The organism is Nocardia sp. NPDC052001 (genome assembly GCF_040680615.1).
Classification (GTDB): Bacteria; Actinomycetota; Actinomycetes; order Mycobacteriales; family Mycobacteriaceae; genus Nocardia.
Genome location: NZ_JBFAXC010000001.1, coordinates 1,238,474 through 1,262,566, shown reverse-complemented (window position 1 = coordinate 1,262,566; position 24,093 = coordinate 1,238,474). Strand labels below are relative to the sequence as shown.

Here is a 24,093-nt window from a genome sequence, read left to right as displayed (position 1 = left end):
GCCAGGAATCGACGAATATAGGCCGCACCCAGGCAACTTACCGGCCGGTAACGGCCCGGGGACGCCGAAAGTTTGCGAGTATGCCTGAGTGACGGAAGAGTTGGCGCAACTGCGGTCCATCACCAGCACCGCCCTGCTGGCCGACTTCGCCCTGGGTCGCGGACTTACCATCCGGTCGGTATTACACGAATCCGGTATCAGGGAAACGGATCTGCGTGACCCCTCCACCGAAATCACGCTGGCACAGGAATTCTCGATCCTGCGCAATGTGGTCACCGGTATCGAGGACGAGCCCGGCCTGGGTCTGCTGGCCGGTCTGCTCTGCCATCCGCCCTCCATGGGGGTGCTCGGCTTCGCGCTCATGAGCGCCGCGAATCTACGCGGGGCCATGGATATCGCACTGCGCTACGCCGATCTGTCCTTCACCGCCGCGCACCACTACATCGAGGACAATGGCGCCGAAGTGCGGGTGGTCCGCGATGACAGCGCACTACCCAAGGACATCCGCCGCTTCTGCCTGGAGCGGGACCTCGCCGCCATCGCCACCATTCAGCAGGATCTGCTCCCCATGCGACTCCCCGCCGTCCGGGTGGAATTGGATGTCGCGGCCCATCCCATCTACGAGATGTTCGGCGCGGTCTTCGGCGTCGAGGAGGTGGCTTTCTCGATGTCCCAGTCTCGCATCAGCTTTCAGACCACCACCCTGCAAACCCCACTGCCGCAGGCGAATATGTCCACCGCCCGCTTCTACGAACAGCAGTGCGCCGATCTGATGGAGAGCAGGCACAGTCGCACCGGGCTCAGCGGCCGGGTGCGCCAGCTGCTCATCCGGCACGGGGGCTCCGCCGATCAGGCGCGCATCGCCTCGGATCTCGATGTCAGTGTGCGCACGCTGCGCCGGCGCCTGTCCGAGGAGGGCACCACCTTCCGCGAGCTGAGCACCGAGACGGTCGGCCTGCTCGCCGAGGAACTGCTCATCGCCGGGCTCACCGTCGAACAGGCCGCCGAACGATTGGGCTATTCCAGCGTATCGGCGTTCGCCTCGGCCTTCCGCACCTGGAAGGGCCAGTCACCCGGACATTTCGGCCGGCTGCACCGCGGCCGCACCTCGGTGCGCTCCTGAGTTCGGCCCGCCGGGTCGTGGGCGGGATCACCTCGATCTGGTAGACCGTCGGGTACGTGACCATCCGTACCCGACCGTTCGAGGAATCATGAACCCGTCCGTGATCATGTCCGCCCGCGATATCGAGTTCCTGCTCTACGACTGGCTGGATGTGGAGTCCCTCACCGGGCGCGAACGCTTCGCCGATCACTCCCGCGACACCTTCGATCAGGTGCTGCGGCTGTGCCAGGACCTGGCGGGCACCTACTTCGCCCCGCACAATCGCGAGAGCGATCTGCACGAGCCGGAGTTCGACGGCGACAAGGTGCACATCATCCCCGCCGTCGGCCAGGCCGTGAAAGCCTTCGCCGATGCCGGAATGATCGGCGCGGCAATGGATTACGAGATCGGCGGCATGCAGCTGCCGCATGTGGTCTACACCGCGTGCATGGCCTGGTTCCACGCCGCCAACGCGGGCACCGCCGCCTATCCGATGCTCACCACCGGAAACGCGAATCTGCTTGCCACACACGGTAGTCCGGAACAGATCGACCGATTCGTGCGGCCCATGCTGGACGGCCGCAATCTCGGCACCATGGCGCTGTCGGAGCCGCACGCCGGATCCAGCCTGGCCGACATCACCACCCGCGCCATCCCGCAGGACGACGGCTCGTATCGGATCTTCGGCCGCAAGATGTGGATTTCCGGTGGGGACCACGAGCTTTCGGAGAATATCGTGCATCTGGTGCTGGCCCGCATTCCCGGCGCGCCCGAGGGTACCCGCGGCATCTCGCTGTTCATCGTGCCCAAATTCCTTGCGGACGAACAGGATCGGCCGACCGTTCGCAATGACGTGGTGCTGGCGGGCATCAATCACAAGATGGGCTGGCGCGGCACGGTCAATACCGCCCCGGTGTTCGGTGACGGCAATTTCACCCCGGGCGGGCAGCCGGGTGCGATCGGCTATCTGGTGGGTCAGCCCAATCACGGTCTGGCACAGATGTTCACGATGATGAACGAGGCCCGCATCAGCGTCGGCCTGGCCGCCACCGCACTGGGTTACACCGGTTATCTCAAATCTCTCGACTACGCCCGCAATCGCCCGCAGGGGCGTCGCCTGGGTGCGAAGGGCGGCCCGCAGGTGCCGATCGTCGACCATCCGGATGTGCGCCGCATGCTGCTGGCGCAGAAGTCCTACGTGGAAGGCGCACTGGCCCTTGCCCTCTACTGCGGCAAGCTGGTCGACGAACAGCACACCGCCGAGACCGAGGCCGAGCGCACCGCCGCCGGGACACTGCTGCGCATTCTCACCCCCATCGCCAAGAGCTGGCCGAGCCAGTGGTGCCTGACCGCCAACGATCTGGCCATCCAGGTGCACGGCGGCGCGGGCTACACCCGCGACTACGACGTGGAACAGCATTACCGCGACAATCGCCTCAACCCCATCCACGAAGGCACGCACGGCATCCAGAGCATGGATCTGCTCGGCCGCCAGGTCACCCTCGACAACGGTGCGGCGCTGACCGCCCTGCTCACCCGCATGGCCGCCACCGTCACGGCGGCGCGCGCCACCGATGACGAGGAGCTGACCGGCTTCGCCGATGCCCTGGAGGCCGCCGCCGGGCGACTCGCCGCCACGACGGCGGGTCTGTGGCGCGACGGCGACGCCGAGACCGCGCTGGCCAACTCCGCCGTCTACCTCGAGGCGTTCGGGCATGTGACGCTGGCCTGGGTCTGGCTCGAACAGGCGCTGGCCGCCGCGCCACGCGCGGCCCGCGGCGAAGCCTTCGGTCTCGGCAAGCGCACCGCCGCCGGATACTTCTTCCGATGGGAATTGCCGCGCACCACTGCGATGTTCGATCTGCTCGATTCGCGCGACCGGACCACCCTCGCACTCGACCCTTCATGGCTGTGAGCTTGCTAAGTGTGTTCGGAGGGTTATCGAATCGGAGTGTGAGTGTCGGTGCCCCCGGGTAGTCTCCCGATAGACAACTCGATCAGCGTGTACGGAGGGGCGTTTTCCACGGCTCCGCAGGGGATAACCGGGCCTGTTCGCTTTCAGCGAAATCGCAGGTCGTGTTAGGCAAAACACACGGGAAACTCCACGGGAACAAAGACCGCGCCCCGAACGTCTGACAGAGTAGTCATCAACCACTGCTGGGAAGTAGCGGTAGCGAGCTCGCGAAGTGGATCGCGAGCCCCACACCAGGCGATGGGATGTGCGAGCACCCGGAGCCAGGACGGAGGAGTCATGCCAGGAACCCTGACAAGCACCCCACTGACCGCGGTCGATCGTTGTGACCGCTGCGGGGCGGCTGCGCGTGTACGTGCAGTCCTTCCTGCCGGTGGCGAGTTGCTCTTCTGCCAGCATCACGCCAACGAGCACATGGATCGTCTCCGTGAACTCGAAGCCGTGATCGACACGGAGTCGGCACCGGCGCTGTAACAGCTCCTCGTCCTCGGTCCTGGTTCACCAGCCGAGGGGTCCGCTCGAAAATTGAATCTTCCCAACAGAATTACCCCCAACAACGGGCGGCCCCAACGGGTCGCCCGTTGTCCAGTTTCCGGACCCGGACTTGCGAAAAATGAAATTTGCTGTCTCAGTCCGGGATCCACGTCGTCAGGAGCGCGTTCTGTCCACCGTGCACGCCACCTACCTGCCCGATCGGCATATGTTCGCCCTGTGGAGTTGGAGCGCGTCCGCGCCCGGCGCCACGCCCGAGATCGAGGGTGAGCCCGATACCGTCACCCTCGCCGTCCCCGAGGACGGCGGCTTCGCGGTGCGCGAGCTGCCCTGTCTGATGGTTGAGCCCGAGCGGTTCCCGGGACTCGACCTCGCCACGCCCGGTTCCTCGGTGCGGGCCTGGCGCGATGTACTGAGCGGTGCAGAGCCCGCACTGCCCGTCGCCGCGCACGCGGTGCCCAATGCGGGCGGGAACGCCATCGTCACGGCGGACCGCGCGGTGCGGGCACTGCTGGACACCGTCGCGCTCGGCACTGAACTGCGCAGCGGGTTGAAGGCCGAACTGCGGCCGTACCAGGCGCGCGGCATCACCTGGTTGCACGAGACCGTTGCCGCGCACGGCGGGGGGGTGCTCGCCGATGAGATGGGTCTGGGCAAGACCGTGCAGGCCATCGGATTCCTGCTGGGGCGGATGGCGGCCGGACCGCAACTGGTGGTGTGCCCCACCTCGCTGGTCGGCAACTGGGTGCACGAGATCGAGCGATTCGCGCCCGGGCTGGCGGCCGTCGGCTGGCGGGGCGGGGAACCACCGGAGGCCGCGCCGGGGACGGTGGTGGTGACCGGATATCCGACGCTGCGCGGGCACGGGCGGGCGCTCGACGAGAAACAGTGGACCAGCGTCGTATTCGATGAGGCGCAGGTGCTCAAGAATCCGCGGACCCAGGTGTCCAAGGCGGCGCGGGGTATCAAAGCCGAGGCGCGGGTGGCGCTGACCGGTACGCCCGTGGAGAACAATCTCGACGAGCTGTGGGCGCTGCTGAACCTGGTTGTCCCGCACGAGTTCACGCACAAGGCGCAATTCCGGCGACGGTTCGTGCGGCCCATCTCCGAGGGGTCGGCGCCGGCGGTGCTGCGACTGCGCGATGCCATCGAACCGGTGGCGCTGGCGCGGCGCAAGGCCGAGGTGGCCGGATCGCTGCCGCCCAAGATCCACACCGATCTGGTTTGCGATCTCACCCGGGAACAGGAGCGGCTCTACGACCAGCTGCTCGATCGGGCCGAGACCGAGGGGTTCGGATCGGGCGGGCAGCGGCACACCCGGCTGCTGTCGGTGCTCACCGAGCTCAAACAGGTGTGCAATCACCCCGGGCTGATCAATGGGGATCTGGACGAATTGGCCGGGCGCTCGGGCAAATTCGACGTGTGCGCCGATATCCTCGCCGCCAATGTGGCCAATGACGCGCCGACGCTGGTGTTCACCCAGTATCGGCGCACCGGGGAGCTGCTGGTGCGGCACTGCGCCGAGGAGCTGGGCGTGACCGCGCCGTTCTTCCACGGCGGGCTCAACCAGGCGCAGCGCGGGGAGATCGTGGCGAATTTCCAATCCCCGGACGGGCCACCGGTATTGGTGCTGAGCCTGCGGGCGGCGGGCACCGGGCTCACGCTGACCCGGGCGGCCGATGTCATTCACTTCGATCGCTGGTGGAATCCGGCGGTGGAGGCGCAGGCCTCGGATCGCGCGCATCGGATCGGGCAGACGCGCACGGTCACCGTCACCACGCTGACCTCGGGCACCACCATCGAGGAGCACATCGCGGGCATGCACGATCGCAAGTCGGCGCTCACCGATCTCACCGATACGGCCGGGATCGCCGCGCTCGCGCGCCTCGACGACGACCGACTATTCGAACTGCTGCGTCGAAAGCGAGCCAACTGATATGGCCGACAATGACTTCGGATACACCGGCTGGGGTATGGACTGGGTCCGGCTGGCACAGCCGCTGAAAATGAGCAAGCCGGAGCCGATGCTGCCGCGCGCCCGCAGTATCGCGGGTAACGGCCTGGTGCACACCGAGATCGAGAACACCATGGTGCGGGCGACGATCCATCGCGGATCCGAGGCGTCCGTCACCTATCTGGAGCTGGTGCCGCTCGCCGCAGCGACCATCGCCGCCATCGCGGAGGTGATTCCGGCGGACGCGCTCACCCTGACCGATGAGCATCGAATCGCGCTGGCCGAGCGCGGGATCGGCGTCGCACCGGAATTCGCGCGCATCGACTGCTCCTGCCGGACGCGCACCGAACGCTGCCTGCACTATCTGGCCACCTGCTACGCGCTGGCCCGGCAGGTCGACGAAACACCCTGGCTGGCACTGGATCTGCAGGGATTCCGGAGCGGCGGGAGCGTACCGGCCGCACACGGCGGGGAAACCCATGCCGTGCGGTGGACGCCGCTCTCCGCGCTGGATCCGGCGGCCTATTTCGAGGTGCCCGCGTAGGGGCGACGGGCGCGGAAGCGGAACATGGACGCGCCGGGTTCGATATCGATATCGGTGAAGCCGATGCGCGTCAGGCGGTCGGCGAGGGTGTCGGGTGGCACCGGGACGCAGGTGTCGCCCAGGTGGATGAGCCGGAACACGGGGCGGTCCAAGCCGTCGCTACCGGCGAAGACGCCGTCCGGGCGCAGCACCCGGAACGCCTCGGCGAACAGCGCGTCCTGCTGCGCCGGGGACGGGACGTGATGCAGCATGGTGAAGCAGACCACCGAGCTGAATTCCCTGTCCGGCAATGGCATAGCGGTGCCATCGCCCTCGACGACCCGCATGCGCTCGGAGTGCTGCGCGCGCAGCCGAGTGACCAGCGCCGGATCGATTTCCAAACCGCTCAGCCCGGCGGTGCGCTCACGCAGGGTGCGCACATTCGGCCCGTAGCCCGGCCCCACCTCCAGGGCATTGTCACCGAGATCGAGGCGATCCAGCGCCCACGGCACGATTCGGGTGGCACTGGTCTTCTCCCACATCGAGGAGCGGCAGCACAGCTGGTGCAGGACATTCATTCCCATGCGCCTCACGGTAGGCAGCCCGCACCCCGACCAGAAGCGGCTACGGTGACAGATTGTGTCGCCAAACGGCCAACCCCTGGTCTTCCCCGCACCCGCCGGGCCGACCGCCATGGTGTTCGGCGCCGGAACCCTGCCACCCGGGCTCTGGTTCGACGAGCACGAACATCCGCAACATCAGATCGCCTGGGCCACAAGGGGAGTCATCACCGTCGAGGTGGACGGCGGCCACTGGGTCCTGCCACCCACCCGCGCACTCTGGATTCCGGGTGGCATACGCCACCGCACCGGCACCTACGACGGCGCGATCATGAGCGGCATCTATCTGGATCCGAGCCGCACGCCCGTGGATTTCCCCGCGCCGACCATGCTGCGGGTGTCATCACTACTGCACGAACTCTTCCAACACCTCACCGCGGACGCGACCACCCCGCAGCAACGCGAGCGAGCCGAATCGGTGATCTTCGATCTGCTCGACCCCGCCGAGGTCATCCCGATCGGCGCGCGCCACCCCGTCGATGTCCGCGCCCAGCGGGTCGCGGCCGCGCTGCAAGCCGACCCCGCCGACCCGCGCACCCTCCCCGAATTCGCCGCCGCGGTCGCCGTCAGCCCGCGCACCCTGGCCCGCGCCTTCCTCACCGAAACCGGAATCACCTTCGGCCAGTGGCGAACCCAAATCCGCCTCGCAGCCTCCCTCCCATTACTCGCCGCCAAAATGCCGATCGCCCGCATCGCCACCCGAGTCGGCTACGCCACCCCCAGCGCCTACACCGCCGCCTTCCACCGCGAAGTCGGCACCTCCCCCGCCCGCTATTTCGCCCGCTGACCGCGAATCGCACACAGGCGACAACGGACAACCACCCGGCAGCCCATCGGTACCCTGGAGGGGTGACCGAGCGTAAGCCGCCCGATCTCACCTTCGAATCGTGGATAGACAAACAGATTCGTGAGGCCACCGAACGGGGCGAATTCGACAGGCTGCCCGGGGCGGGCCAACCCATCCCGCCGGGTATGGACGATGAGAACTGGTGGGTCCGGAACCTGCTGCAACGCGAGGGCATCGGCACCGACGCCCTCCTGCCCGAACACATAGTCCTGCGCCGCGACCGCGAACGCATCGACCACACCGTGCGGCCGATGACCTCTGAGCGCGCCGTCCGCGAAGCTGTCACCGAACTCAACGAACGCATAGTCCGCTGGCTCCGCTCCCCCGGCGGCCCGGACATCCCGATCGGGCCGGTGCGCGCGGACGATGTGGTGGAGCGCTGGCGGGCTGCGCGGGAAGCCGAGCAGTCGGCCGGTGCGCCTGGCGCGACAGTGACATCCACCGAATCGGCCGAAGCACCCGCGAAACGATCCTGGTGGCAGCGCTTGCGCGGCCGGTGGACCCGGCGGTATCTCGCGCAAACCCCGTGAGCGCACGGATCCACCGGGCAGCGCACGAGTGCGGCCGCAACGGCGCGGACATCGCGCGCCCCGATTGCTGTCGGACCGCTGGGTTACGGTCTGGGGATGGCTGCTTCGCGTTACTCGTTTACCAGTGAGTTGTGGGTGTGGGAGGGGCCTGCGGCGTGGTATTTCACGAGTTTGCCGGAGGATGTGGCGGATGAGATCGAGGAGATGCATGGGCATCTCGCGGGTGGGTTCGGGTCGGTGCGGGTGCGGGTGACGGTTGGGGGGAGCACTTGGGCCACCTCGATATTTCCGGATCGGAAGCGGGGGACGTATATGTTGCCGATGAAGAAGCCGGTGCGGACGGCCGAGGGGCTCGATACCGGGGATTCGTTTCGGGTGGAGTTGGAAGTGGTCGGGTCCTGATCGGCTCGAGGGTGGCCGAATCTGCAAGGATCGCGGGCGTTTGCGCGGGTTAGCATGAAATACCTGTGAGTTTGGAGTGCGTGATGGGCGACTACGACGTCGTTATCCGGGGCGGAACGATATTCGACGGCGGCGGGCAGCGGATCGTCGCGGACGTGGGGGTGCGCGACGGGCGGGTCGTGGCCATCGAATCCGGTCTGCCGGAGGGGAATCGGACGATCGACGCCACCGGCAAGTGGGTCATTCCCGGAATGATCGACGTGCATACGCATTACGACGCGGAGGTGCTCACCGGGCCGGGGCTGGGGGAATCGGCTCGGCACGGGGTCACCTCGGTGATCTTCGGGAATTGTTCGCTGTCAACCGTTTACGCGGACGCACAGGACTGCGCGGATATGTTCGCCCGGGTCGAGGCCCTGCCGTGGGATGTGGTCAACGACGCGGTCAAGGAACATAAGACGTGGACCGATCCCAAGTCCTATGTGCAGGCCATCGGGGCACAGCCATTGGGCGTGAATGTGGCCGCGTTCCTGGGACATTCGGATATCCGAGTGGCCGTCATGGGTCTGGGGCGCGCGGTCGACGCGAATGAGCGTCCGACCGCCGCCGAACTGGATCGCATGGCGGAAATGCTCGGCGAGGCGCTCGATGCCGGATTCGTGGGGCTCTCCACCATTCGCAGTTCGTTCTCGAAACTCGAGGGGACGCGTTTCCCGGCACGGCAACTGCCGTCGACCTACGCGACGTGGGCTGAGTACGCGCGACTGAATTCCGTACTGCGGCAACGCGGCCGGGTGCATCAGAGCACACCGAACCTCACCTCGCGGCTGGAGATCGGACGCTATTTCGCGCAGAGCGTCGGACGGTTGTTCGGCCGCCGCCCGCTCAAGACCTCCCTGCTGTCCGCCGCCGATATCAAGGCCGATCGCACCGTGGTCAATGCCGCGCTCGGCGCGGCCTGGGTGGCCAATCGGCTCGGCCGGGCCGATCTGCGCTGGCAGCATCTACCGGTGCCGTTCGAGGTGTACGCCGACGGGATCGATCTGGTCATCTTCGAGGAATTCGGTTCCGGCGCAGCGGCATTGAATATCCGGCAGGTACTCGAGCGCGGTGAATTGCTGAAGGACGAGGGGTATCGCCGCCGCTTCCGCAAGGATCTCGCCAAGAAATTCGGCCCCCGGGTATGGCATCGCGATCTCGGCGACGCCGAGATCATGGCCTGCCCCGATGCCACCGTGGTAGGCAGGTCGTTCGCGGCGGTTGCCGCCGAGCGCGGTATCACCGCCGCGGACGCACTGCTGGATCTGACCGTCGAACACGGTGCGGCACTGCGCTGGCGCACCACCATCGCCAATGATCGCGATGCGGTGCTGGACCGCCTGCAAACCTCTCCCCTGGTGCAGATCGGTTTCGCGGATTCCGGTGCGCACCTGCGCAATATGGCCTTCTACAACGCGAGCCTGCGCATGCTCGAACGCGTGCACCGGCGCGGCTTCATGCCCCTGGAACAAGCGGTGCACCGGCTCACCGGTGAACTCGCGGAGTGGTACGGCCTCGATGCCGGACGGCTCGCGGTCGGCGCACGCGCCGATATCGCCGTCATCGATCCGACCGGCTTCGACGGCACCGCCGACTACGCCGAGGCCGAGCTATCCGGCAGCGGCGTCTCGCGCATGGTCAATCGCAATGACCGAGCGGTCGCGGCCACCGTGGTCGGCGGGCACGTGGTGTACGAATACGGCACGTTCGCAGCGGGATTCGGCACGACCCTGCACGCGGGCACCTTCCTCACCGCCTGATCGGCGGTGGATTCCGCCGAATCAGCTGGTGCGGCGCAGTACCGCGATACGTTCGGTGAGCTGTTCCGCCGTGGCCAATGCCGTTGGCGGACCGCCGCATTCGCGGCGTAGCTCACCGTGGATCACCCCGTGTGGTTTGCCGGTCCGGTGATTGTGCATGGCCACCAGGCTATTGAGCTCGCGCCGCAGCTCACCGAGTCGATCCGCGGTGGCCGCGCGTTCGGCGGAGGCGGCATTGGTCGGCAGGGTGACCGTCCGCGCGGATTCCGCGGTGCGCTCCTGCAACTGACGCGTCTGCCGATCACGCAACAGCGCGCGCATCTGATCGGCGTCCAGCAGCCCCGGAATGCCGAGGTAGTCGGCCTCCTCATCACTGCCGGAGAAGGTGGCGGTGCCGAACGAGTCACCGTCGTAGATGACCTGATCCAGTTCGGCGTCCGCGGCCAGGGCGATGAACTTCTTCTCCTCCTCGCCCGGTTCGTCCTTCTGCTTATTGGCGTCGATCAGCAGTTCGTCGTCGAGTTCGTTCTTCTCCCGATGCGGTTTGCCGATGACGTGATCGCGCTGCACCTCCAGCTGCGCGGCCAGATCCAGCAGCACCGGCACCGACGGCAGGAATACGCTCGCGGTCTCACCGGTCTTGCGGGCACGCACGAACCGGCCGATGGCCTGTGCGAAATACAGCGGGGTGGAGGCGCTGGTGGCGTACACGCCGACCGCCAGGCGCGGTACGTCGACGCCCTCGGACACCATGCGCACCGCGACCATCCACGGATCGGTGCTCTCGCTGAAGGTTCCGATATGCGCCGAGGAGGCCGGATCGTCGGAGAGCACCACGGTCGGTTTGGTGCCCGAGATATGTTCCAGCAGTTCGGCGTAATCGCGCGCCTTGTCCTGATCGGTGGCGATGACCAGACCGCCCGCATCGGGCATGCCCGTGGCCCGCAACTGCCGCAGCCGGGTGTCGGCGGCGGTGAGCACCTTGGACATCCAGTCGCCGGCGGGGTCCAGGGCGGTGCGCCAGGCGCGGGCGGTGTGCTCGGCGCTCAGCGGCTCACCCAGGCGGGCGGAGTACTCATCGCCCGCGCTGTCCCGCCAGTGCGCCTCACCGGAGTAGGCCAGGAAGACCACGGGCCGCACCACGCCGTCCGCGAGCGCCTCGGAGTAGCCGTAGGTGTGATCGGCCTTGGATTTCTCGAAACCCGATTCATCGGCCTCATAGGTGATGAACGGGATCTTCGAATCATCGCTGCGGAAGGGCGTTCCGGTCAGCGCGAGTCTTCGGGTGGCATCCCCGAAGGCTTCCTCGACCGCCTCACCCCAGCTCTTGGCGTCGCCGGCGTGATGGATCTCGTCCATGATGACCAGCGTGCGCCGGTTCTCGGTGCGCACCCGATGCTTGAACGGATGCGAGGCCACCTGCGCGTAGGTCACCACCACACCGTGATAGTCCGAGGAGGTCGATCCGGTGGAGTTGGAGAAGTTCGAGTCGAGCTGAATCCCGAGCCGCGCCGCGGATCCGGCCCACTGATGCTTCAGATGTTCGGTCGGGGCGACCACCGTCACCTGATCGATGGTTCGATCGGCGAGCAGTTCGGCCGCGACACGCAGCGCGAAAGTCGTCTTACCCGCGCCAGGAGTCGCGACGGCGAGGAAGTCGCGAGGCTTGGTTGTCAGATACTTGGTGAGAGCCCTGCGCTGCCAAGCACGTAATGAACCGCCACCACCCGAAGTCACTTGGAAGAGATTAGCGATGTGGACCGACAACGCACCAATCCAACACGGTCACAAGTAGTGCCGCACGACACATCGTGGGTCCGCGTCCATTTGAAACGCTGGTGAGCGATGCTGTAGCCACGATGAACGAGCACGAAAAATCCCCGCAACACGCCGACGCGTCCGACGCGCCCGGGGCAGACGTGCGCGTCACCACACGGCTCGGGCGAGTCCGCGAGCTCATCGTGCACGTCGCGGTGAAGGCGTGGAACGATTCCATCTTCAACAAGTCCGCCGCCGCCGCGTTCTGGCAGACGCTATCGCTGGCCCCGCTGCTGCTGGGGCTGCTCGGCAGTCTCGGCTATGTCGGGCACTGGTTCGGCCCGGACACCGTGGACATCGTGGAATCCAAGATCATTACCTTCAGCCGGAACCTGTTCAGCGCCAGCGTGGTCGACGACCTCATCGAACCCACCACCAATGACGTGCTCAAACGCGGTCACGGCGGGGTGGTCTCGGTGGGTTTCGTGCTCTCGCTGTGGGCCGGATCCTCGGCCATGGCGACCTTCGTGGACGCCATCACCGCCGCGCACGGCCAGGCCAATGCGCGGCATCCGGTCTGGCAGCGGATTTTCGCGTTGTGGCTGTACGTGCTGTTCCTGGTGACCTCGGTACTGATCCTGCCGCTGGTGGCGCTGGGACCGTCGCTGGTGGGGCGGGTGCTACCGCGCGGATGGAAAGAGCCCGGGCTCAGACTGATCGACACCTTCTATTACCCGGGCGCGGGACTGCTGCTCATCGTCGCGCTCACCACGCTCTACAAACTCGCGCTGCATCGCACGCTGCCGTGGCATCGGCTGTTCGGCGGCGCACTCGTGGCGGGCGTGTTCTTCATGACCGCCAGTGAGGGTCTGCGCCGCTATCTGGCCTGGGTCACCCGCACCGGGGTCACCTACGGTGCGCTGGCCACCCCCATCGCCTTCCTGCTCTTCACTTTCTTCCTCGGCTTCGCGGTCATCCTCGGCGCGGAATTCAATGCCAGTGTCCAGGAATTCTGGCCCGCCCGAGAGACGCGGGCGGCCCAGATCCGAGCCTGGTGGGCTCGGCGCAAGCACCGGAAGCCGGCCGACGCCGAACCCGACTTCGATCCCTCGGACCCGCCGACGGTCCAACTGGTGTCGTTGGAGAAGGACCCGCCGACCCTGCGTATGCGGTACTGATCCCAGCGGTCGCCCGGCTCAGGGCACCAGCCCGGCCAGATCCGCGAGGAGTTCGGACGCCAGCACCGGATTGAGCTCCAACGGCGGTGTATTGAAACGGATTCCGGTGATCTTCTGCTCGTCGAAGATCATCGCGCCCGCAGCCAGGATGCCCGGATCCAACTCGACCACCAGGGCCTGGGATTTGTCGATCCGCCGACAGAAATCGTGCTGAATCCCGCCGTCCCAGGTGTACCCGCGCTCCCACCCCTTGCCGATGAGACCGAGAATCGCGCCCACCGGCACGGTAACCCCCGCGAATCGGGTGATTTCACCGCTGGCGCGTTCCGCTTCGGTCAGCTCGTAGACCGGGCGGCCGAGTTGGCGGAATGGCTGCGTGATCTCATAGTCGGCGAGCACCTCACCCCAATCATTAACCGCCGCACCGAGTTCGAGCGGATGTGCGATACGGACCCGGGCGGATTCGGGCAGCGTCACGGTCGAATCGTCCACATCGGCCAGCGTGAGATCCTCCGCGATACGGAAGACGATTTCGCCGGTGGTCCAGATCAGTCGGCGGGTGATGTGCCGCAGCAGGGGCGGAGCCACCAGATAACGCTCGAAATCCGCAGGGCTCCAGTCTCTTCCGGAGATCATCGCGCGTTCGAGCCGCATGATCTGATCGGATGCGGTACCGCGGACGAGCTTCTTCAACTCCGCGAACCGCTGATAGGCGGCGGGCGCGAGGACGCCGTCATCGGCGGCGGCCGGTTTGGGCAGTGCCTTGCGAGGTTTGCCCGCCGCGTCGATCACGAAGGGCGTGAGTTTCTCGTCGAATCCGACCGTGAACGCACGCGGACCGTAGTCCAGCACCAGCGTGCCGTTCGCATCCAACCCGAGATCCGGGACAAGCCTGTCGGCGAGTTCCTCGGTACTGAGCCCGCGCTGCTTCGCGGCCGCGGCCAGACAATCGGCGGCCGTGGAGCGCAGACCGGGAGCTTTGGCGCGCTGAGAGATTCGATGCAATTGCTCCAACGCGGTATCGGTGCCCATGGCCCGCAACACGCTCACCGCGTGCTTATCGCTGTTCGCCGTCGGCCAGCGCAGGATTGCCGCCCCGAATCGGCGTGTCACCTCGGCATCGGCCAGCCAGTAGAACTGGTCGATGACCCAGCCATTGCGGCCCGGGGTGCGAGCCGCCGCCCAGAGCTCGAAAATCCGCCAGCCGAATGCGGCCAGCGAGCCGGGATCGCAGCAGCGCACCGCCTCGACCAGACCCGGATACGCGGTCGCTGGACCGAACCACGACACCCCGGGCGCGAGTGCCAACCCACCGAGCAGGCGCTCCACGGCCTCGGCTGACAGCGCGGAGCCGTCACGAAAAACCACCTGCGGCAACTGACTTCGATCAAGCCAGGGCAGCTTCGGGGGTTTCGCCGGCCGTTCGATCAGCCCCGCGTCCGCACCGCGATCGGATGCGGCGGACAGGATCGCCGCGACTCCGGCGGCAGCTTCGTCGCCATGACACCGCGCCGCCGTGACGACTTGATCCGCGCCGAACTTCTCCGCGATGAGAATCAATGCGGCCGTTGCCTTTTCCCGAGGCACGCGGGTCTTGCCGAGCGCGTCCGGGGTGAGCAAAGGCACGGCCGCGAGCCCGTGCCGGGCGAACCACTCCCGGGCGATGTGTCGCGCCGATTTCAACCGCACCAGCCAGTCGGCCATCAGCACCGCGATCTCGGCGGTGCGCACCGGCATCAGAACCGGACCATAGTCGTACGCACTGGATTTCGCGGCCGACAGTACGACGGGCAGCACATCCACCCCGAACCGAGCGAGCAGAGCACGCATCCACGGCAGCGCCCCGGACAGGCCGAACTCCGGCCGCCACTCGGCAAGCAGCGGGCGGACCAATTCCTCGGGTCCGTTCACGAACAGATATGCCTGTGACTGCGCATGGTTGTATTCACCGCGCTGGTAGGCCGCCATCGTCGCGGGCCAGCCCTCGGCGTCGAGCCGCTCCCGGTATTGATACCAGAGGCGAATTTTCGCGCCTTCCGCGAACCAGTGCTCGCGCTCCCCCGACTCCCAGACCACATCGTGCGATCGAGGTGCGCTCAGTCCCGGCACCAGCGGCACCACACGAGCCCGCTCGGCGGCCACCGCAGCCTCGTATTCACGTGTCAGCCGCTCCCACTCCGGATCGCGGAACAACTCCGGCAGCACATCCCCCACCATGCCAAACCTCCTGTACCAAACGCTTTCCGGAGAGTATGGCCGAGCCCTACGACAGGTTTTCGCGCTCCCCTTCGACGGTCCAGGCGCGCAACTTCTCCGGATTGCGGATGACCCAGATGCGGGTGATCCGCCCGTCCGCGATATCGAAGGCGTACACCGAGGCGACGGCCCCGTCGATCTCCGCGACCAGGCCGGGCTGACCGTTGACGGTGCGTTCCAACAGCACCACTTCGGTTCTGCGGCGGGCGAGTTCGATCCAGGCGCGGGCGATGCGCTTGCCACCGACGATGGGGTGTCGGAAGGCCAGGGCGAGGCCGCCGCTGTCCGCGGTCGCGATGGCGGTGGGATCGAGTAGTTCGATCAGGCCCTCGATATCGCTTGTCTCCCAAGCTCTTTTGAATTCGCGCACCACCTCGGCGCGGTCCGCGCCGGATGGTCGGTGCGCGGTGTCGACGCGGCGGCGCGCACTCGAGGCGAGTTGGCGGCAGGCGGCGGGAGTGCGGCCCACCACCTCCGCGACTTCGGCGAAGGAGTAGCGGAAGACATCGTGCAGGATGAACGCCACCCGTTCGGCCGGGGTCATGGCGTCCAGTACGACCAGAAACGCCATGCCGATCGACTCGTCGAGGGTGACCCGATCGGCGGGGTCGGCGGGGACGGGACCGCCGAGCCATTCCGAGCGGCCGGGCAGCGGCTCCGGAATCCATTCGCCCACATACCTTTCCCGCCGCGCGCGGGCGGAACCGAGCAGATCCAGGCAGATGCGGCTGGCGACCGTGGTCAACCAGGCTCCGGGGTTCAGCACGTCCGCGCGCTGCCGATCCGAGAGCGCGTACCAGCGCACGTACGTCTCCTGCACCACATCCTCGGCCTCGGCGAGCGAGCCGAGTAGCCGGTAGGCGAGGTTGATCAACTGCCCGCGCTCACTCATCACCGCGCCCAGTTGCGGATCGGTCATAGTCGGCTCCCTCTGTCGCTGCGGCCCTCATCTACTCCGACGAAATAGCGCACCGGTCTGTGAGGCGGCCTGACATTCCGGACGGCTGTGTCGTCGGAAGGTCGTGACACTCTCAGCAGAGCAGGAGTTCGGGAAATGATCAAAATCGGCATCATCCTGGGCAGCACCCGCCCCAAACGCAACGGTCCGCAGGTCGCCGACTGGGTGCTGGAGGCGGCGTCGGCGCGCGGTGACGCGGAATTCGAACTGATCGATCTGGCCGATCATCCGCTACCGCATCTGGACGAAGCGGTCGCGCCGATGTTCGGCCCGTCGGCGCATGAGCACACCCGGGCGTGGGCCGCGCGCATCGCACCGTTCGACGGATTCGTCATCGTGACCCCCGAATACAACCATTCCGCCCCCGGGGTGCTGAAGAACGCGATCGACCACATCTTCGCCGAATGGGTGGATAAGGCGGTCGGATTCGTCTCCTACGGCGCGGGCGGCGGGGTGCTCGCGGTGGAGCATCTGCGTTCGATCTGCGGGGTGCTGGGCATGGCGGATGTGAGCCGCCAGGTCAGCATCTCGGTGCTCACCGATTTCCGGAACTACACCGAATTCGTTCCGGGCGAACGCCATACCGCGGCGCTGCACGCCATGCTCGATCAGCTCACCGCCTGGAGCACCGCCCTCGCACCACTACGTCACATCGAAGGAGCCGAATATGAAGACGCGGAACAGCTTTCAGTCACCCGCTGAGACCGTCGACCAGGTAATCGCGGCACTGCGCGCCAAGGATCTCGACGCGGTACGGCAGCTCTATACGCCCGATGTCATCTCCTTCGACGTGGAGCCACCGCTCCAGCACGTCGGCATCGAGGCCAAACTCGCCAATTGGGTCAAAGTCTTCACCGTTTTCGCGGAGGTAACCTATGAACTCCGCGATCTGACCTTCACCGTCGACGATGAGGTGGCATTCGGCCACGGCTTCGCCCGCCTGAGCGGCACCCTGCACGACGGCACCGCGACGGCGGGCATGTGGGTCCGGGTCACCTACGGTATGCGAAAGATCAACGGCGACTGGCTGATCGCGCACGATCAGGTCTCGGTACCGTTCGATGTCGTGAACGGCAGCGGCGTGACCGACCTGACGCCGTGACGGTATCCCGCGCCGATCAGCGAGCGGAAGGCGCGATCACCACCAGCGCCACCGACTGCGCGACGGCGATTCCGCCGCACAGGAACAGCGGTCGGATTTCGGCACATCGCCCAGCACCTGTTCGACGTGGTTGCCGCATCCGGTGAAACCGGGCTTACCGCAGGCGCGGCAGGTGGTGCGCTGACACATGAGATGAATTCCTTTCGGGAAAAAGGGGTTTCGTAATCTAGGACGATTGGGCCGCACTCCACGTGCGGTAGCCGCCGTCGAGGTTGCGCGCCTCGCGGCCGAGCTGGGTGAGCAGGCGGGTGGCGCTGTTCCCGCGCTGACCGACCTGACAGAAGGCCAGGATCGGGCCCGGCGGGATATCGCCGAGGCGCTCGCGCAGTTCGTCCAGGGGGATGTTTCGCGCGCCGGGAATGGATCCGGCCGCGAACTCCTCCGGCGAGCGCACATCCACCAGTTGCGTTCCGGCGGAGACGGTTTCGGACACCTCATGCCATTGCAGGGTGTCCACTCCGCCGGTGCGCAGGTTATCGGCCAGGTAGCCGAGCATATTCACCGGATCCTTCGCCGATCCGAATTGCGGGGCATAAGCGAGTTCCAGATCCATCAGCCGCGAAGCGCGGATACCACCGGCCATGGCGGTGGCCAGCACGTCGATGCGTTTGTCGACGCCCGCGCCGCCGACCGCCTGCGCGCCGAGGATCTCATCGGTATCGGGATCCACCAGCAGTTTCAGCGACAGCGAGTCCGCTCCGGGGTAGTACCCGGCATGGTCCAGCGGATGGGTGTGCAGCGCCCGGAACGGCCGGCCCGCCGCGCGCAGGCGCTTCTCACTCCAGCCGGTCATGGCGACCGTGAGATCGAAGACGCCGAGAATCGCGGTGCCCTGTGCGGCGGGATCATGCACCGGCAGGCCCGCGATCGCGTCCGCCACCAGGCGACCCTGGCGATTGGCGGCATTGGCCAGCGGGATCAGTGCCGCCTGCCCGCCCACCGCGTCGCGCTTCTCCACCGCATCGCCGACCGCGTAGATGTGCGGGTCCGAGGTGCGCAACCGCGCGTCGACGACAATGCCGCCGCCGGAACCGATGTCGAGACCTGCGGCCCTGGCGAGCGCACTCTCGGGGCGAACGCCGATCGCCATCACGACCACATCGGCGGGAATGACCCGTCCATCGGCGAGGGTCACGGTATCGGCGTCGATGCGCGCGAGTTCCGCCTCCAACTCCACTCCGATGCCGTGTGCGCGCAGTTCCGCCGTGACGGGTGCGGCCATCTCGGGATCCAGCGGCGCCAGCAGCTGCGGTCCGCGCTCCACGACGGTGGTCGGAATACCCTGGCGCACCAGGTTTTCCGCCATCTCGACGCCGATGAATCCGGCCCCGGTCACCACGGCGGAACGAGCATCGCCGAGCGCGGTGACCATCCGATCCACATCCTCGACATCGCGCAGCACCAGGGCCCGCTCGACGCCGGGCAGTGGCGGGACGATCGCCGCGGCGCCGGTGCTGAGCACCAATTCGTCGTAGGTTTCGGTGAATTCGCGTCCGGAGTCCAGCTCGCGCACGGTGACGGTCCGGCCGTGCGGATCCACCGCGATCACCTCGTGCCGCACCCGCACATCCAGCCGGAACCGCGCGGCCAGCGATTCGGGTGTCTGCAACAGCAGCGATTCCCGTTTCGGAATGACCCCGCCGACGTAGTACGGCAGACCGCAATTGGCGAACGATACGTGCGCGCCGCGCTCGAACACGACGATCTCGGCGGACTCGTCGAGCCTGCGCAGACGGGTGGCGGCCGACATGCCACCGGCGACGCCACCCACGATCACGACCTTCATCCGACACCTCCCGACGGGCCACTCACGCGCACCCGAGACAACAATCGATCGATATACCCCAGGGGGTATCTGGCAATTCTGCTCCAGAATACCCCATGGGGTATTGTTTACAACGGCGGGAGTCAACGCGACCATCCCGGACCCACGGAACGCAGGAGGCAATCATGGTCGGCGACGAAGAGACCATCACCGCGGTGCTCAATCGACTGCGCCGTGCGCAGGGCCAGCTCACCGGCGTCATCTCGATGATCGAACAGGGCCGCGATTGCAAGGATGTCGTCACCCAGCTGGCCGCGGTCTCCCGCGCCCTGGACCGCGCCGGATTCAAAATCGTCGCGAGCGGCCTGCGGGAATGCCTCACCGGGGCCGAGGGCCGCGAACCCCTCAGCGAGGCCGAACTCGAGAAACTCTTCCTCGCCCTGGCGTGAATCGCCGAGCTATTCCGGGTGCACCACCATGACCGGGCAGTTCGCCTGCTGCACCAGCGCGTTGCTGGTGGAGCCGAGCAGCATCCCGGTGAATCCGCCGCGGCCGCGGCTGCCGACCACCAGCAGCTGCGCGGTGTCCGACCAGGTGAGCAGATGATCGCACGGATCGGCGAGGTGGATATCGCGGGTGACCTCCACCTCCGGATAGTTCTCGCGATACCCGGCCAGCCGCTCCACCAGCAGTGAACGCTCGGCCTCGGCGATCTGATCGGCCTCGATGGAGGTGTCGATGATCCCGGAGAACTGACTCAGGTAGAGATCGCTCCAGGCGCGCACCGCCACCAGCGGCGCACCGCGCAGGGCCGCCTCCCGGAAGGCCACCTCGATCGCGGCCTCGCTGACCGGGCTGCCGTCCACCCCGACCACGACCGGACCGCTGGATGGCGGGGGCGCGTCGGCGGCGGGGCTGCGCACGGTGACCACCGCGCCGCGGCTGTGACTCGATACCGACAGCAGGATCGAGCCCAGGCGATTGAGTCCGCGCCTGGGTTCCGGACCGCCGATCACCACCATATGCGCGGTGGCCGAATGTTCGATGAGCAGTCGCGCCGGATGTTCGGGTGAGACCTCGGTGCTGATGCGCAGATCCGGATCGATCTTCTCCGCGACCTGCCGCGCGGCGGCCACCAGTTCCTCGCCGTGCTGCGAAATGGGCAGCACCACATCCTGATTGACCACGGAATAGGAGCCGAGCAGCGCGCGCGTCATCTCCAGATTGGTGCCGTGCACGATGCGCAGTTCCCGCTCCCGAGCCGATGCGGTGTGCGCCGCCCAGACGACCGCATGACTGGCTTCGGGCGTGCCGTCCACACCGACCACGACCGGCGCGGACGCCAGCAGGTGGGGATTCTCGTTCCGGGACAGGCTCATTCGATCCACTCCTGTTCTATCGATAACCGTTCGGGTTCAGTTCCGCAGTCGCACAATGGCGATCGGGCAGGCCACCACGGGCAGCAGCGCCTCACCGGTGGAGCCCAGCGTCATACCTTGGAAGCCCCCGACACCGTGACTGCCGACCACAACCAGTTGCGCCGCTTCGCTTTCCGCCAGCAGGGCGCGCACCGGCCGATCCTCCGCGACCACGCTGCGCACGCTCACACCCGGGAATTCCGCGCGGCTGTGCGCCAGACTGTCGGCGAGCACCTTTTCGGCGCGCTCCTGGGAGCCGGATCCGCTCTGCCCCAGTCGATCCCAGACATGCACCGCGACCAGTCCGACACCGCGCCGGGACGCCTCGTCGAAGGCGACTTCGATCGCGCGGGTGCTGTACGGCGATCCGTCCACGCCGACCACCACCGGCAGCGTGGAGTCCGGCGCGGGTTCGCCGGGCACCACGACCACGGGGCCGAGCGCATGCCGCGTCACCGCCATACTCACCGAACCGAGCAGGCTGCGATGGTAGGCGCCCAGCCCGCGCGAGCCGACCACCACGTAGCGGGCGGTCGCGGCCAGCGCGTTCAGGGTCGGGATGGGCGGCGCGTCGACCAGGAAGGTCCGGGTCTCGATGTCACCGTACGGTGCGGCGAACTGCACGGCCGCCCGCGCGGCATCCGCGAGCGTCTGTTCCGCGGTCTGCCGATACTCGTCATGCCAGAGCCGCACCGGACTGTCGTCCAGGGGCGTCTCCACGAACGGCGGTACAGCGAATACCAGATGCAGCTCCGCCCCGTGCAGCGCGGCGTCGATCGCCGCCCACCGCACCGCATGCCCCGCGGACTCCGAGGAATCCACTCCCGCAACCACCGGACGATCGATCATGCTGGCAGGCAACGTATCTCACCTCTCCATCGGCGATACCGCGGACCATGTCGGCGGGACTCCCGGCGCGACCGGAAGTAACCTCCGTCAATTCCGACAATACCGGCGACAGGCCCGGTTGGCGGGTAAGCGCAATCACAGAGCTACCGCATCGGATTTACGGCGCGCTCAGTCCTGCGTTTCGGCCTCCAGGATGTCCCGGGCCAGCTCGAGGATGCTCGCGTCCACCCACGGGCAGGCCAGGACAAGTCGGCAGAACGAATCGAGGATGGTCACCGGGCGGGAGCGCGACGCCTCGGCCAGGGTGATGAAACGGCGGCAGACCGCGTAGCCGATATCGGCCCTGGTGCCGGGATCGGTCCAGGCGACCGCTATCAGCGCGATCGCGGCGGCCTCGCAAACCCAGTCCTCGACACCGTGCAGCAGATCGAAAAGCACCGTGCGGCGGGTGGATTCCTGCCAGGGTTCATCGGCTCGGTGGTGTGCGATACCCAGACACGCCCACATCTGCACGGCCCGGATCCACAGGGCCGGGTGCTGTTCGTAGAAGGGGTCGGGATCCGGCTCGGGCGGATGCACCAGCGCGCCCAGCAGATCCGGGAGCGGCAGACCGGCCAGCGCGACGGCGAAGTCGTAGGCGGCGGGCAGATGCGGCCAGCGCAATTGTGTTGTGCGACTGATCTTTTCGGCGGACTCAGGGGAAGGCGGCGCGACGATGGGAACGGCGGTCATGGCATTGTCGGGATAGTGCCAGACCGCCAGACCGCTCGGATTCCAGTCGGCGGATCGCAGTCGCGGGTCCGGGTCACCGACCTCGGAGACCGTGATCTCGACGCGCGGTAGCGCTCGGCGCAGGGTCAGCACGGCGCTCGGCGGCTCGATCATCGAGACCGTGCATTGCAGCTCCAGCTCCGCACGACCCTCGGGCACCTGTTCGATCACCTGCCGCAGCATGTTCACCAGGGACTCGCCCGCGCCCTCGATATAGCCGAGCCATGAAGCGTCGCCACAGAATTGGGTGAGCAGTTCATCGGCGTAGTGGTGATCCGGATGTGCGCGCAGATGATCGGCGAGCGCCACCAGATGCCCGATGTCCCCCTCCATTCGATAGCGCAGGCCGAGCAGCGCGGGCGCGCCCTTCTCATGCTCGGGCGACATCGCCACGACGGCTTCGAGCCAGGGCAGACCGAGTTCGGGCCGGCCGGTTTCGGCGTAGAGCTCCGCGAGATCGGTGTGCAGGTATTCATCGGACGGATCGCGCCGCAGCTGATCGGCCCACACCTCGATCGCCGCGTCGGCCCGGCCGGTACGGCGGTACACCTGCCCGAGCATCACGCTCGTGATCTGATCCGCGCTGATCCGATGTGCCCGCACCGCAAGGGATTCCGCGAGCTCGAACGCGGTGAAGCGGCGCGCCAGCGAGGATCCCATCGCCAGCAGCCGGGAATCCTCGTCATACTGTTCGACCGCGGCGCACAGCAGTTCGTACAGCGGTGCGATCGTCTCCCGAATCTCGGGGGAAACCGGTTCCGGCAGTTGCCGATTGAGCGCGAGGATCGCGTAGAGGAGAGTGTCGGCGCTCAACGCCGGCACGATATCCGGCTGCTCCAGCCACGCCGCCTGCGCCCACGGCAGGCTCGGATCGAATGCGACAACCTGGGTGAGCAGCGATATCGCGGAATCCCACTGCGCGTCGGCGGCCAGCACATGCGCCCGCGCACCCATCGCACCCAGGCTGGGGCGATCGGTCGGATACAGCGTCAGCGCGGCCTCGACGCCACCGGCCGCCACCACGAGCCGGGCCAGCAGCTCATGCGCCTCGGGCAGCATGGGTTCGAGCTGCAACGCCCCCCGATATGGTCTGCGGCGTGCGAGAGATCCCCGCTGTCGAGGGCGAGTACCGCGATCGCGATCTCACCCTCCGCCTCGATCCGGCGATCGCCGACCCCGTCACTTGTTTCCGATACCGCTGCCATCGCTCCCCATCGTGTGCGCGAATCCACTGACTACGCGCCCATGATGTCCGAATCGAGCCCTGGTTGCCAACGACGAAAACACCGGCCCCGCTTCGCTACCGGACTCCGCGCGTCACCAGACCCGAATCGTCCCCCAGCAACCGTGCCCCGCACTCCCCGACACCCACGGTGTCATGAGCTCGAACGGGATCGCACCCGCGGGCTGCGCGTCCACCGCGACCCGGGCACGCGGGCTGAAATAGGCGCTCGGCAGAATCACCCGGATCTTCAGCGAGGGAATCCGGAACTCGGACTGATCGGTGAACTGGAATCCGGTGTCGATATCGACGAAGAACGGCGTATTCGCGGGGACCGAGACCTCGGTCGTCGAACAGTAGCCATTGTGGAAACCGAGCTCGACGATCGGCGGATCCGCGCTCGCCCGCGGTGCGGCGATCACCACCGCCGCGAGCACAGCCGCCCCGAGCGCCCCGCCGTAGCTGCCCTTCATGGCCGATCCCTTCGCTCCCGTTGACACGCGCCTGCGGTGAAT

At 67.0% G+C, this 24,093-nt stretch carries 23 protein-coding genes; 13 read left to right on the top strand and 10 right to left on the bottom strand.

The window, feature by feature from the left end; translation table 11 throughout:
• The first annotated feature begins 88 nt into the window (after positions 1-88).
• The 5 genes from AB0L82_RS05905 (at position 89) to AB0L82_RS05885 (ending at position 6,064) form a co-directional block, all read left to right on the top strand.
• Positions 89-1,123, top strand: a complete 1,035-nt coding sequence (locus AB0L82_RS05905; protein WP_364631635.1) for an AraC family transcriptional regulator ligand-binding domain-containing protein — start codon at positions 89-91, stop codon at positions 1,121-1,123.
• Between the two features lie 88 nt (positions 1,124-1,211).
• Entirely contained in the window at positions 1,212-3,017 is a 1,806-nt protein-coding gene (locus AB0L82_RS05900; RefSeq protein ID WP_364631632.1) for an acyl-CoA dehydrogenase, read from the top strand.
• A 336-nt stretch (positions 3,018-3,353) separates the two neighbouring features.
• Positions 3,354-3,548 (top strand): hypothetical protein, encoded by a 195-nt coding sequence (locus tag AB0L82_RS05895; RefSeq protein WP_029903635.1) that lies wholly within the window; start codon positions 3,354-3,356, stop codon positions 3,546-3,548.
• Positions 3,549-3,774: 226 nt separating this feature from the next.
• Positions 3,775-5,502 carry a DEAD/DEAH box helicase gene (locus tag AB0L82_RS05890; RefSeq protein WP_364632808.1) on the top strand — a complete coding sequence of 576 codons (1,728 nt, stop codon included), beginning with the start codon at positions 3,775-3,777 and terminating at the stop codon, positions 5,500-5,502.
• Between the two features lies 1 nt (position 5,503).
• A complete protein-coding gene (locus AB0L82_RS05885; RefSeq protein WP_364631629.1) occupies positions 5,504-6,064 on the top strand; it encodes a hypothetical protein in 561 nt (186 codons plus the stop codon).
• On the opposite strand, the gene AB0L82_RS05880 is transcribed toward AB0L82_RS05885, so the two are convergent.
• Complete coding sequence (locus AB0L82_RS05880; protein WP_364631626.1) at positions 6,043-6,627, bottom strand: class I SAM-dependent methyltransferase; 585 nt, start codon at positions 6,625-6,627, stop codon at positions 6,043-6,045. The genes AB0L82_RS05885 and AB0L82_RS05880 overlap by 22 nt on opposite strands.
• Positions 6,628-6,682: 55 nt before the next feature.
• Here AB0L82_RS05880 and AB0L82_RS05875 point away from each other — a divergent pair, with 55 nt between their 5' ends.
• The 4 genes from AB0L82_RS05875 (at position 6,683) to AB0L82_RS05860 (ending at position 10,241) form a co-directional block, all read left to right on the top strand.
• Positions 6,683-7,450 (top strand): helix-turn-helix transcriptional regulator, encoded by a 768-nt coding sequence (locus AB0L82_RS05875; RefSeq protein WP_364631624.1) that lies wholly within the window; start codon positions 6,683-6,685, stop codon positions 7,448-7,450.
• Between the two features lie 62 nt (positions 7,451-7,512).
• Positions 7,513-8,040 carry a DUF1992 domain-containing protein gene (locus tag AB0L82_RS05870; RefSeq protein ID WP_364631623.1) on the top strand — a complete coding sequence of 176 codons (528 nt, stop codon included), beginning with the start codon at positions 7,513-7,515 and terminating at the stop codon, positions 8,038-8,040.
• Positions 8,041-8,136: 96 nt separating this feature from the next.
• Positions 8,137-8,442: a DUF1905 domain-containing protein gene (locus AB0L82_RS05865; protein ID WP_364631620.1), complete on the top strand. Its 306-nt coding sequence runs from the start codon at positions 8,137-8,139 to the stop codon at positions 8,440-8,442.
• An 83-nt stretch (positions 8,443-8,525) separates the two neighbouring features.
• A complete protein-coding gene (locus tag AB0L82_RS05860) occupies positions 8,526-10,241 on the top strand; it encodes an amidohydrolase family protein (protein ID WP_364631617.1) in 1,716 nt (571 codons plus the stop codon).
• Between the two features lie 21 nt (positions 10,242-10,262).
• Here AB0L82_RS05860 and AB0L82_RS05855 read toward each other — a convergent pair whose 3' ends face one another.
• Positions 10,263-11,978: a DEAD/DEAH box helicase gene (locus tag AB0L82_RS05855; protein WP_364631614.1), complete on the bottom strand. Its 1,716-nt coding sequence runs from the start codon at positions 11,976-11,978 to the stop codon at positions 10,263-10,265.
• Positions 11,979-12,100: 122 nt separating this feature from the next.
• On the opposite strand from AB0L82_RS05855, the gene AB0L82_RS05850 reads away from it, so the two are divergent.
• Complete coding sequence (locus AB0L82_RS05850) at positions 12,101-13,177, top strand: YihY/virulence factor BrkB family protein (RefSeq protein WP_364631612.1); 1,077 nt, start codon at positions 12,101-12,103, stop codon at positions 13,175-13,177.
• Positions 13,178-13,195: 18 nt separating this feature from the next.
• Here AB0L82_RS05850 and AB0L82_RS05845 read toward each other — a convergent pair whose 3' ends face one another.
• Together AB0L82_RS05845 and sigJ are read right to left on the bottom strand one after the other, a co-directional pair.
• The gene (locus AB0L82_RS05845; RefSeq protein ID WP_364631609.1) at positions 13,196-15,394 is read right to left on the bottom strand and encodes a DUF4132 domain-containing protein; all 2,199 of its coding nucleotides are present in this window, start codon (positions 15,392-15,394) and stop codon (positions 13,196-13,198) included.
• A gap of 46 nt (positions 15,395-15,440) precedes the next feature.
• Entirely contained in the window at positions 15,441-16,352 is a 912-nt protein-coding gene (gene sigJ, locus AB0L82_RS05840; RefSeq protein WP_364631606.1) for an RNA polymerase sigma factor SigJ, read from the bottom strand.
• A gap of 135 nt (positions 16,353-16,487) precedes the next feature.
• On the opposite strand from sigJ, the gene AB0L82_RS05835 reads away from it, so the two are divergent.
• On the top strand, positions 16,488-17,093 hold the full coding sequence (locus AB0L82_RS05835) for an NAD(P)H-dependent oxidoreductase (protein ID WP_364631603.1): 606 nt from the start codon (positions 16,488-16,490) through the stop codon (positions 17,091-17,093).
• Complete coding sequence (locus AB0L82_RS05830) at positions 17,059-17,493, top strand: nuclear transport factor 2 family protein (protein ID WP_364631601.1); 435 nt, start codon at positions 17,059-17,061, stop codon at positions 17,491-17,493. Before AB0L82_RS05835 ends, AB0L82_RS05830 begins: the two co-directional genes overlap by 35 nt.
• Before the next feature lie 36 nt (positions 17,494-17,529).
• On the opposite strand, the gene AB0L82_RS05825 is transcribed toward AB0L82_RS05830, so the two are convergent.
• Both AB0L82_RS05825 and AB0L82_RS05820 read right to left on the bottom strand, forming a co-directional pair.
• On the bottom strand, positions 17,530-17,682 hold the full coding sequence (locus AB0L82_RS05825; RefSeq protein WP_364631598.1) for a hypothetical protein: 153 nt from the start codon (positions 17,680-17,682) through the stop codon (positions 17,530-17,532).
• Between the two features lie 37 nt (positions 17,683-17,719).
• Positions 17,720-19,339 carry an FAD-dependent oxidoreductase gene (locus tag AB0L82_RS05820; RefSeq protein ID WP_364631595.1) on the bottom strand — a complete coding sequence of 540 codons (1,620 nt, stop codon included), beginning with the start codon at positions 19,337-19,339 and terminating at the stop codon, positions 17,720-17,722.
• A gap of 164 nt (positions 19,340-19,503) precedes the next feature.
• On the opposite strand from AB0L82_RS05820, the gene AB0L82_RS05815 reads away from it, so the two are divergent.
• Positions 19,504-19,767, top strand: a complete 264-nt coding sequence (locus AB0L82_RS05815; RefSeq protein WP_364631593.1) for a metal-sensitive transcriptional regulator — start codon at positions 19,504-19,506, stop codon at positions 19,765-19,767.
• Positions 19,768-19,776: 9 nt separating this feature from the next.
• On the opposite strand, the gene AB0L82_RS05810 is transcribed toward AB0L82_RS05815, so the two are convergent.
• The 4 genes from AB0L82_RS05810 to AB0L82_RS05795 form a co-directional block, all read right to left on the bottom strand.
• Positions 19,777-20,697, bottom strand: coding sequence for a universal stress protein (locus AB0L82_RS05810; protein ID WP_364631590.1), 921 nt, complete (start codon positions 20,695-20,697; stop codon positions 19,777-19,779).
• A 36-nt stretch (positions 20,698-20,733) separates the two neighbouring features.
• Complete coding sequence (locus AB0L82_RS05805; protein ID WP_364631587.1) at positions 20,734-21,585, bottom strand: universal stress protein; 852 nt, start codon at positions 21,583-21,585, stop codon at positions 20,734-20,736.
• A 168-nt stretch (positions 21,586-21,753) separates the two neighbouring features.
• Entirely contained in the window at positions 21,754-23,430 is a 1,677-nt protein-coding gene (locus AB0L82_RS05800) for a hypothetical protein (protein WP_364631585.1), read from the bottom strand.
• A 243-nt stretch (positions 23,431-23,673) separates the two neighbouring features.
• Positions 23,674-24,051 carry a hypothetical protein gene (locus AB0L82_RS05795; protein WP_364631582.1) on the bottom strand — a complete coding sequence of 126 codons (378 nt, stop codon included), beginning with the start codon at positions 24,049-24,051 and terminating at the stop codon, positions 23,674-23,676.
• Positions 24,052-24,093 lie beyond the last annotated feature (42 nt).